The sequence below is a fragment of the Patescibacteria group bacterium genome, assembly GCA_018896645.1.
GTDB lineage: Bacteria > Patescibacteriota > Patescibacteriia > UBA2591 > JABMQE01 > JAHIMF01.
In genome coordinates, this window is the sequence record JAHIMF010000087.1 from 41,978 (window position 1) to 52,438 (window position 10,461).

The following is a 10,461-nucleotide window of genomic DNA, read 5'->3' on the forward strand; positions in this document are numbered from 1 at the left end:
TGACAAAATATTTCTAATATGACAACTTAAATTTGATGTATGTCCTTACATTCTACTCTGAAACTAAATCTAAGGAGGAAGAGGTAATATGGAGGACTTATTAAAAAAATTCAAAAAAGTAGTAGGAGACGACAAGCCATCGATAGAAGAGATAAAAACTGCCATGCTCAACACCTTTATGAATCATCCTGTGGGGATATACTTTGGAGCGATGATTGTGCTGATCCGCAAAAGACGCGGGTCAGAGGTAGCCTTGCAGGTCGAAACAAGCTTGACGGCTACCTGATAATACGCAGTCATAACCAGTTCTCGCCTTGGTCAAATATTGATCAGGGCTTTTTTTATTACAAAAAATATTAACTCTATTAACTACTTATTAACCTTATTAACTTTTTCCCTCTCCTCACACAGCTCATCCAACTCTTTCTTTTCCTCCTTATTCAATTCCTCTTTTACCTTGTTAACTAATCGCCCCAGTTTAACCGTAGCCAACACCACAATCACGGTCACAATAATCGCATACCCAAACATGGCAATTAAATTAGACTGTTTGCCAAAAATCGTCTCAAATAATTTCTTTATGGCCTCATTCCAAGCCAAAGCCGCTACTAAACCAAAACCCGCGGTCACTAAGGTTGACATTTTTTCTAAAATTTCTAATTTAAGTTCTTTATTCATGCAGATTGATTTATTGCGCTCATCCTCACTTCGTTCGGATTCGCTTTTATTGATTTATTAGTTTATTCCAAAAATAACAACTCTATTACTATTGAGTTACTATTGTATTACAATTGTATTACGCGACCCCGGTCGCAACCGGGGGAGCTTATTACTATTAGTTGCCAATCCTTATTTTAAAACTAGCTATGATTCATCACTCCCTGTTTTCAACGCCTCACTCACTTCCCGGGCTATCATCAGCTCTTCATCACTGGGAATCACCAATATCTTCACCCCCCTCAAAACCTTCAAGTTCTTAGTTATCTTCTCTTTGGTAATCGGTTTACCGGCGCCAATTTTGCCAGTAAAAACTATGGCATCAACTCCGCCAAGTATTGCTAAATAAGCGCCAAGATACTTTTGAATGCGGTACACAAAAATATTAAATGCTAACAAGGCTCGGCTATCTTTACGTTTGACTGCCTCGAGTAAATCCAAATAATCACCTATTCCACAGATTCCTTTAATGCCACTAGTCCTGTTTAATAATCCAGAAACCATTCCCTTATCATTGCCATTCATTGAATTTTTTAAGTGCAGCACGATGCCTGCATCAATATCACCAGGACGGGTCATCATTACCAGCCCCTCAAGCGGGGTGTACCCCATAGAAGTATCAACTGGTTTGCCTTGCCTAATGGCAGTAATACTGGCTCCGCCGCCCAAATGACAAGTAATGAGATTAATTTTAGAAAGAGGTTTACCTAATTTTTCAGCGGCTTGCTGGGCCACAAACTTATGAGAAATACCATGAAAACCAAAACGCTGAATGCCATGCTCTTTATAAAACTCAAAAGGAATAGCATAAATCTTGGCTTTGTCTGGCAAGTCTTTAAAAAAAGCAGTATCAAAAACTGCAATATTAGGAATACCCGGCAGATATTCTAAACAAGCCCTGATGCCCGCGATGTTATAAGGATTATGCAGGGGGGCAAGTTTATTATAGGCCTCTAATCGTCCAATGTTATCTTTGATAATCTCTGTCGGCTCGCTAAATTCTGCGCCGCCATGCACTACCCGATGGCCAATGGCTACCAGAGTTGAAAGATTGCCAATTTCGCGCAAGGCCTGTTTTATAGCTTCATCATGATTTTCCACGCCAGCAAAATCATTCAAAGCTAAAACTCTAAAACTTTCTAAATCAAAAAGTTTATATTTAAGTGAAGTGGAACCGGTGTTGATGACGAGAATTGAGCTGGGCATGGGTGATTTAATTTATTAGTTTATTTATTTATTAATTTATTAAACAAAAAATCAGTGAATCACGGCTAATAAACCAATAAATTAATAAATCTCACAGAAAAAAATATCTCTACCTGAAATGTCTTAAATAACCTCCCCGCGCATAGTCCTTACAACACCCGCCGCATTCCCCTCATCCGTATCCACATGCATGCGCCAGACATACTCATCATGAACTCTGACAACCACCTTATGAAAAGTTACCTCGCGCCTACCCGCAACTTTAACTGATACTTCTTGGCCATCAGAAACACTAAACTTTTTAGCATCACTATGATCCGCATGAATGTGGCGTTTTGCTAATATAACACCTTGTTCCAGACTAACTTCACCTTTAGGACCAATAATCTTTATCCCCGGTGAATCTTTAATATCGCCTGACAAACGCAGGGGTGGCTTAATTCTTAAAATATAAGCATCAGTAGCGCTTAACTCTACTTGGGTTTGCTCGCGGACGGGGCCTAAAATCCTCACCTTTTCAATCTCCGCTTGTTTAGTTTGCAGTGTTAAATTTTCTTCTGCCGCAAACTGGCCTTTTTGTGAAAGTTCTTTTAAGGGTTTTAATTCATATCCCCGGCCAAAAAGTTTTTCCAAGTGTTCTTGGGATAAATGCACATGCCGAGCGGAAACTTCAATTAAAATTTTAGACATCTTGACAAAAATTAAAGGTTAAAAAATCAAACCTTGGGCTTTTTTTCTTTTCCAAAAACAATGAGTTACAATAAATTACGCGAAGGTGAGCCGCAGGCGAACCGAGCTTATTACAATAAGTTACTTTTCATTTTTTCTAACTTCTTGATTTCTTATCCACTCCCAACTTTATCCCTACGGGCAACTCCCCGCTCTTCAACAACTTCATCGGATTCTTTACATATCTCATCGGATCAAGCTCATCAGGAAAAAAGCCAATCTTTTCAAAGCCAATTGGCACCCTCTTTTTATTAAAGGCAATTACATCCCAAGAGTCATCTGCTTCTTCAGATATAAAAGAATCTTTTGGGTTGCCCCACCAAACATTAATTGTGTTCCCGTAAGGATCAATAAAAATTTGAATTTTCTTTTTTTTATTACTCATTTTTTTGGCCATATTTTCTTCCCCTTTCTCTTGGATTTGCTTGTTAAATATACGGTCACAATAAATCCATCATTATTCAAGTGGCGCGTTACAACGCAAACCCAATGCTTATTAATTTTATGATAATAAATATGAACATCTTTCTTTTTCCAAACTTCATTCGCCTTAGTCAAACATAATAAAACTAAATCAAGCTTACCAGCTAAATCCGCATGTTTTGTCTCCGAGATATATCTCCAGTAATTTTTAGTCGTTCTAATTTTTTTACCCAAAACACAAATAACTTCATAAATCTCTGCAATTTCTGGTAACATTATTTTAGACATTTTAATAAAAAATTAAAGATTGAAATCAAACCCTGGGCCTTTTTTTCTTTTCCAAAAACAATGAGTTACCATTGTGTTGCCATTGTGTTACTATTGTGTTACTATGAGTTACAACGAGTTACTATAAATTACTTCCCAACTTTTTAATATCTGACAACCTTAGAAGTCCCTTCTGCGTCCCAATCTCCGCCACCACCGAAGCGCTATTTATCAATGCCAATTTTAAAGCTTTTTCAATATTATTATACAAATGCAGGCCAGCTATAAACGACGAACCAAAAGCATCGCCGGCACCAGTGGTATCAACCGCTTTTGTCTTGCGCGCTCTTTTATGATAAAGTTTGTCACCGTCATACGCATAAACTCCTTTTTCTCCAGCCGTGATAACTACCATGCCAACACCCCAGCCATAAATCGTTTCTAATAAATATTCGGCTTTTTTAATGTGAGAATTTGGTTTGCCAATGGTTTTGTCAGAAAGCACCAACTCTATCGCCTCGTCCTGATTTAAAATTAAAACATCTGTTAAACGCAAAAATTTATCTAAAATTTTCTTTCCACCTTCAAGTTGAGTACTGCCAGGATTCCAGGCCAGCTTAGTGCCTGACCGTTTCCGCCAACCACCAGGCGGAAATTTTGATTTTTGAACATAGGAAATAATAGTTTTTAAAATTGATTGCCAATCCGCCCCGGTTAAAGACGACAAATACACCCACTTACTATTGGCTTTCTTTAAATCGTCCTTACTGATGTCTAGGCCGTTGTTAGCTCCTCGATACAAAAAAGCCGCGTGTTCTTGCTCGTGGCTACGGGTTATGGCGATAAAAGAAAACCCAGTGGCCCCATCCTTATTAACTTGAACAAATGATGTATCAACTCCCTCGGTTTTTAAATCCTCTTTTACTTTTTCACCTTCCTTATCATCTCCAATGCAGGCAATAGTAATGGTTTTTAGCCCTAATCGCGAAAAAGCCACGGCGGTATTGCAAGCTCCGCCGCCAGTGGAAAAATAAGCTTCCTCAATATTAATCTTGGCTCCCTGCTCAAAACAAACCAACCTTTGACGGGTTGGGTCTTTTTTATTATTCGCTACCTGACCCTCGTCAGTATAAAAAATAATATCCCGGGTAGCCCCGCCGATTGTTAGAATGTCAAGTTTCTTGATAGGCATAGGTTATTATTTATTATTCAGCTATTTATTTATTCATTGTTCAAAAAATTGATAAAACATATCTGTGAACTGCGGCTATCCGCTTTAATCGGTGGCAATCCGTGTACTATAATTATACAAAAAAATAAAAACTATAGCAAATAAAAAAGCGGAGAGGCATGAAAAAACCTTTCCGCTTACTTTTTTATTCTAAGGAACAATCAGGGAATCAACGACCATTCTCCATCTTCGGGCCGCTTCCCCGTACCAAACTTCCAAGCAATATATTCAGAAGCCTCATCACCAGCTGGCAAGATTGCCGGGCTCGGACGGCCTTCCTCTCTCAAAGCCAAATTATACCAAGCCAGAGCTAATTCAGATTTGGGTTTGGCCCGAAGCTCGGCCACAACATGCCTGTCCAATTTCAAGCCATAGCTGGCTAAACGAACTGCAAAATAGTAGGCCATTGCCTTTTTATCTTCGGGCAGCTTACCGGCTTCTTCTGGGATGAACTCCTGCCCCACACCAGCAAAAGCCTTTTCCGTTGCTTCGCGGTCTTCTTTAATATTGGATAGAATGGCTACTAAACGGTCCACAACATCTTTGGCATCAAGAGTGAATCTGACTGCTGTCGGTATTACTGGTTGAGGCCTGGGCAGTACTGGTGGTCTGGGAATTGGCGGAATGCGCCGGATAACTCCTCGGCCTGTGGGAAAACCAAGATAGGTTAACTCCTTGGCTGTCCCCCTTTTTACTCCACCAGCTTGAATCCGACGGGCTCCCATTAATCCCAAATAAACCCCAGTAGTCCCCCAACCTTCTTCCCATTCCCAAACAGTTGGCAAATTAACAGGAATCTCTATTCTCTCGGGCTTCTTGCCGGGAATTTCCTTTAAGGACACGGCCACAAACGAGGTGTACCTACAAATAACGCCATACTTTAGGCTCGTTTCGGTCTGGGTATCTTTATCCGGATTTTCCCGAATATAATCCCTGGCCCAAACATGGGTAGCGAAGTTGCACTCATCGGCCGTTGCAATGTGCAAATCCCATGAAAGCACTTCACCAACTGGATTCTTACCCTTGATGATGATCTGACCTGGCTCGGCCTTGAAGCGAAGGCTAATAGTCGCTGGCCTGGCCTTAAAGACATCAGAAAGACCAACAACATCAGCACCTTTGGCTTCCACGGAAACACCTTCAAGAACCGGACCAGAAATATAACCCGTCATCCTACCAGCCACTGCATCATAACCCTCACCAGGATAAACACATTCCCATGTACCCCCGGTTTCTTTAGCCAACATTTTAATAACTTCATCGTTTACAGCCGTATCAATACCCACCGAGATAATACGGACACCTTTGCCAGTGTAACGCAGACTTTCGGTCTGGCCATCTGTCACCAGCAGTATTACACCTGGCCGGCCAGAATCAGTGAACATCTGGTGTGCTTGAGTAAGCGCCGGCCCCAGGTCCGTACCACCACTGGCCTTCAGCCTATCAATGAACTTCTCTGTGGCTTCGGTAATCTCTCCAATGGGATGACTGGGCCAAACCATCTCTTTATTACTAAAAGGCAGGATACCTAATCGGTGATCAACATTCTGCGCTCTAAGATTTCCCGCAATCTTTTTAGCAATAACCTTAAGACCTTCAATCTTAGCACCAGACATAAAACCCATACTACCCGAACAATCCAAAACCGCCACGATATCTGAACCAACTGGTGTCACCTCTCCAGGAGGCACAATGCTGGCCAGAACAAAGCTTTCGCTGTCAAACTCTCCCTTATGGACCGCGACCTCCGGCACTTCAGACAAAGATTCATAAACTAATATAACATCCCTGTCTGTTCGAATGTCGCCAGTCTGGATTTCAACCGTCTCGTCCGCGCCTACTTCTCTTTCCTCAACAATAGCAGGATGCGAAGGACTGGAAAGCTGGCATCTGAATCCAGGTGAAAATCTAACCGTGATGTCTGCATTGTAAGGTACACCCTCCTTGGCAACTACCGGCGTAATCCGCGAAGCGTCTGGCACCTCGTCTGTATCTGGTGACCAGCCGCCAGCTTGCTGCCCAGTAGGCTCCCCCGGAATAAATCTTGGCGCCACTACCAGGGGGATAACAAACCGGCCGCCGCCTGCCTGCCAAGGAACTCGCTGGACATACTTCACTTCAACATTTATTTCTTCACCCGGCTCAATACCACCAACATTCATAGTGAAAATATTAACTCTCTCCTGCTCCAGCAGTGAAGCATGATGTCCGGTCTCAATGGCCTCTTCATACTTCTTGCGAGCTTTTTCCCGTTCTTTGAGTTCCGCCTCAACCCTACGTTCACCAATCTGCATAGCGCAGCCTGTCGCACTTGCCTCTTCGGGCATTGGGAAAACATAAACTGCTTCTATTGATTCTTGAGCCTCATTCTTAAACTGCTGGCTGCACTTCACGCCAGCAAAGATGCCATCAACTTCTGCACTGTAGCTAATATGCTTCAAGGGGATGGTGGACGGTGCTTTCGCCTCTTTCTCTGCTCCCCCCTGAACCTTTTTCTCGGCCATAACCTTCTTTCCTTTCCTTTTTTGGCGTTAGATGATTGATTGCCATATTAGACGACTGATAGGTTTTCCCACCTCCTTTCTTGATTTATAAATGAACGTTCTATACCCGCAATTTTTTATATTATCAAACTTCAATATAAATGTCAAAGGATAAAAAAAATCATTAAAATAAGTATTTAAAATCAGTATTTCTTTGGCAGGCGATGAGGGAATCGAACCCCCGATCTCGGTTTTGGAAACCGATGTTATACCACTTAACTAATCGCCCCCTTTATTATTTATTATTCACTTAATAACTAAGCGAAAATAAAAGCAGAAAAATAGTAAATAACTGGATAATAAATAGTAAATTAAAATATTCCTCAACCCCCGACTACCAATTAAGAAACAAAACATCAAAAAGGAGTTTATTTGGTTTCCTTGTGCACCGTGTGTTTTCGACACCACTTACAATACTTTTTCAATTCCAACCTATCCTTCACGGTTTTTTTATTTTTCCGGGAATGATAATTAATTCGTTTGCACTCGGTGCATTCTAATTTTATGAGGTTATCTTGGGACATACGTTTAATAGTTAATAATTAATAATTTACTCTGGAGCCGAGAAGAGGATTCGAACCCCCAACCTACTGTTTACAAAACAGTTGCTCTACCATTGAGCTATCTCGGCATTACTTATTATTATCATAAAAAAAGAAAAATGTCAAACATAACTTGGCTCGTGTCGTAGCAACATGATAATGTCCTAGTAGAGCAAAATAGAAATGTCCTACCCGACTAAATTTGTGTCATAATTCTTTGCAGGTTAATTAACTAGCTAAACAAGGAAAATTATGACCCAAGAACTAATCGCTATGTCGTCCAAAGAATTATCAAGGTATGACATTATCAAAGATTTGATCGCCGGGAAAATCAACGGCGCAGAAGCGGCAAGGCAGATTAATTTATCGGTCCGGCAAATAAGAAGGTTGAAAAGAAAAGTTAACAATTCCGGAGCCCAAGGTTTAATCCACGGCAGCCGCGGCCGAGCCGGCAACCGTAAAATCCCCGATGAGACAATTGAAAAAGCCAAAGATTTTTTAAAGAAAAAGTATGCTGATTTCAAGCCCGCTTTCGCGGCGGAGAAATTGGAAGAGAATTATGGGATAAAATTATCTAAAGAAAAGATTAGACAAATAATGATAGCGGAAAAATTATGGCAGCCGAAACCAAGAAAGAAAAATAAGGAGCATCGATATTGGCGACCAAGGAAAGAGGCCTGCGGCGAGCTGGAACAATTCGACGGTTCTTACCATGATTGGCTTGAAGGCCGAGCGCCGGTGTGCTGTCTTCTGGCGGCAATTGATGACGGCAAAGGCGAGATAACCAAAGCCAGCTTTACCACTGACGAGGACGTTGTCCCGGTTTTCTCCTTTTGGCAAGATTATGTCAGCCAACACGGCAAACCCCTTGAAATCTACTTGGATAAGCATTCTACCTACAAAGTCAATGCCAGGCGCCTCTTAGACGACTCCAGCGCCTTAACCCAATTTGAGCGGGCAATGAGAGATTTAAACATCGCGGTAATTCACGCTCATTCGCCCCAAGCCAAGGGCCGGATTGAAAGATTGTTCGGCACCCTGCAAGATCGGCTAATTAAAGAATTGCGGCTGGCCAATATTTCAACGATTGACGAAGCTAATGAGTTTTTAGAAAAAGTTTTCATTCCTAAATTCAACGCCAAGTTTGCGGTCGTTCCGAGAAGCAAAAATAATCTTCATCGCGTTTTGAATAAAGTTGAAAAAGAAAATTTAGAACAGATATTTTCGTTTCAAGATACGAGAATTGTCAATAACGATTTTACAATCAGCTACGAAAGCAGATGGTACCAATTAGACGAAATCCAACCAGCCACAATCTGCCGAAAAGATAAAGTCAAAATTGAAAAAAGATTAGATGGAAAAATCTTTATCAGTTTAAGAAACAAATATCTTAATTTCAAAGAGCTTGAGAAAAGACCGGAAAAGATAAAAATGAAAGTGAAATTCTTAACCAAGGCCGAGCCCGCCTGGAAACCGCCGATTGATCATCCATGGCGAAAACCTTTCATCTTTTCGCCTCAATATGCTCGCCAATTAAAGGTCGAACCAATCAACGTCTAAACCCTCGGGTAGGACATTTCTAAATTGCTACAAGTAGGACATTTCTATTTTGCCTTGACAAAACTTGGCTCGGGGGCAGGGATTCGAACCCCGATTAGTGGGACCAGAACCCACTGTCCTGCCATTAGACGACCCCCGAATATTATTCTTCCACCAACTCCCCGCCAAACACTTCCAAAGCATCTTCTATAACACGGTTAGTTTTCCCGGCATTATTATTCACCTCTAGTGTTTTAAATTCCAGTTTAACTGGCTGGCCCACGACTTGAGAAATGCATTGTTCCACTATCCGCTTATTCTTAACATCTTTAATTCTGTCTTGGTGAAATTTATATGAAAACCTGATTTGTAAAATCTGATTGCTAAAAGCAATTAATTGACCAGTTTTTAAAAATGCAGAAATTGAATGGTTCTGTTTTTTTATTTCCAGCAATATTTTATCCCAATTATTTTTGATTGAGTCGAAGCTTATATCACCCGCTCTTTCATTAACATTACTAACATCTTTGTCCTTATTTATATCGTTGTCCAGTGATATATTGTTCGACCCGCCTGCCTCGCTTGCGCGAGCATTGCGGGCAGATTGTTCAATTGCCTGCCCTGAGCCTGCTGAATGGGTTTGATTGTTTTTTTGATTTTCACCCAAGGGGTGATCAGTCTTTGGCTGGATTGATTTCTTGTTTTCTTGATTTTCGCAAAACTCAACCACTAATAACTCCAAAGGAAGCGGGGGTATTTCGGCTTGTTTGATTTCTCTTTTTTTATCAATAAATAGAGAAATTAGAAAAGCAATTCGCGGGGTTTTGGTTTGGGTATTTAAATTCTTTAGTTTCTCTTCAATATCTTCATCCAGCTCTGCTTTCAGTGTTGCGAGTTCGGGATCAACGCTATAGACTAGAAGTTTTCTTAAAAACTCAATAGTATCACCAACAAACTGTTCCAAATCAACCCCCTCTTCTAGCAAATTATTAACCAATTGTAAAGCCCCAGATATCTCATTTTTAAATAAGTGCTCGCAAAAATTGATGACTAATTTTATGTCCGAACGCGGCAAAACCAAACTGGCTTCATCCATGGTTATCCTTTTTTCCCCCAAAGACAAAATCTGCTGCAACAAACTTTCCGCATCCCGAATACAGCCCTCGCTCCGCGCGGCAATCGTGACCAAGACATCTTTATCAATCTTTAATCCCTCTTGTTTGGCAAGATGGCTAAGCCTTTCTGTTAATTCTTTAACCCCTAC

At 41.0% G+C, this 10,461-nt stretch carries 10 protein-coding genes, 3 tRNA genes and 1 pseudogene; 2 read left to right on the plus strand and 12 right to left on the minus strand.

Features of this window, described 5'->3' with window-relative positions; all coding sequences use genetic code 11:
* Positions 1-88 precede the first annotated feature (88 nt).
* Positions 89-286, plus strand: a complete 198-nt coding sequence (locus tag KKD20_06620) for a hypothetical protein (protein MBU4332753.1) — start codon at positions 89-91, stop codon at positions 284-286.
* A gap of 164 nt (positions 287-450) precedes the next feature.
* Here KKD20_06620 and KKD20_06625 read toward each other — a convergent pair.
* From KKD20_06625 to KKD20_06670, 10 genes and pseudogenes are all read right to left on the minus strand, one after another.
* Positions 451-678: pseudogene (locus KKD20_06625) on the minus strand (hypothetical protein).
* 186 nt (positions 679-864) lie between these two features.
* Entirely contained in the window at positions 865-1,923 is a 1,059-nt protein-coding gene (locus tag KKD20_06630; GenBank protein ID MBU4332754.1) for an acetate/propionate family kinase, read from the minus strand.
* Positions 1,924-2,046: 123 nt separating this feature from the next.
* Entirely contained in the window at positions 2,047-2,613 is a 567-nt protein-coding gene (gene pduL / locus KKD20_06635) for a phosphate propanoyltransferase (GenBank protein ID MBU4332755.1), read from the minus strand.
* Between the two features lie 136 nt (positions 2,614-2,749).
* On the minus strand, positions 2,750-3,037 hold the full coding sequence (locus KKD20_06640; GenBank protein ID MBU4332756.1) for a hypothetical protein: 288 nt from the start codon (positions 3,035-3,037) through the stop codon (positions 2,750-2,752).
* Positions 3,034-3,351 (minus strand): DUF4258 domain-containing protein, encoded by a 318-nt coding sequence (locus KKD20_06645; GenBank protein ID MBU4332757.1) that lies wholly within the window; start codon positions 3,349-3,351, stop codon positions 3,034-3,036. Before KKD20_06645 ends, KKD20_06640 begins: the two co-directional genes overlap by 4 nt.
* 133 nt (positions 3,352-3,484) lie before the next feature.
* The gene (locus KKD20_06650) at positions 3,485-4,534 is read right to left on the minus strand and encodes a carbohydrate kinase family protein (protein ID MBU4332758.1); all 1,050 of its coding nucleotides are present in this window, start codon (positions 4,532-4,534) and stop codon (positions 3,485-3,487) included.
* Positions 4,535-4,734: 200 nt separating this feature from the next.
* On the minus strand, positions 4,735-7,077 hold the full coding sequence (locus KKD20_06655) for a VWA domain-containing protein (GenBank protein MBU4332759.1): 2,343 nt from the start codon (positions 7,075-7,077) through the stop codon (positions 4,735-4,737).
* Between the two features lie 194 nt (positions 7,078-7,271).
* Positions 7,272-7,345, minus strand: a tRNA-Trp gene (locus KKD20_06660).
* Positions 7,346-7,484: 139 nt separating this feature from the next.
* Positions 7,485-7,640, minus strand: a complete 156-nt coding sequence (rpmG, locus tag KKD20_06665; protein ID MBU4332760.1) for a 50S ribosomal protein L33 — start codon at positions 7,638-7,640, stop codon at positions 7,485-7,487.
* A 32-nt stretch (positions 7,641-7,672) separates the two neighbouring features.
* Positions 7,673-7,747 (minus strand) — tRNA-Thr (locus KKD20_06670).
* A gap of 163 nt (positions 7,748-7,910) precedes the next feature.
* On the opposite strand from KKD20_06670, the gene KKD20_06675 reads away from it, so the two are divergent.
* A complete protein-coding gene (locus KKD20_06675) occupies positions 7,911-9,218 on the plus strand; it encodes an ISNCY family transposase (GenBank protein ID MBU4332761.1) in 1,308 nt (435 codons plus the stop codon).
* Positions 9,219-9,283: 65 nt separating this feature from the next.
* Here the strand turns inward: KKD20_06675 and KKD20_06680 are convergent.
* Both KKD20_06680 and KKD20_06685 read right to left on the minus strand, forming a co-directional pair.
* Positions 9,284-9,357 (minus strand) — tRNA-Gln (locus KKD20_06680).
* A gap of 3 nt (positions 9,358-9,360) precedes the next feature.
* Positions 9,361-10,461 (minus strand): hypothetical protein (locus KKD20_06685; GenBank protein MBU4332762.1); only part of this gene is annotated, 1,101 nt, incomplete at its 5' end.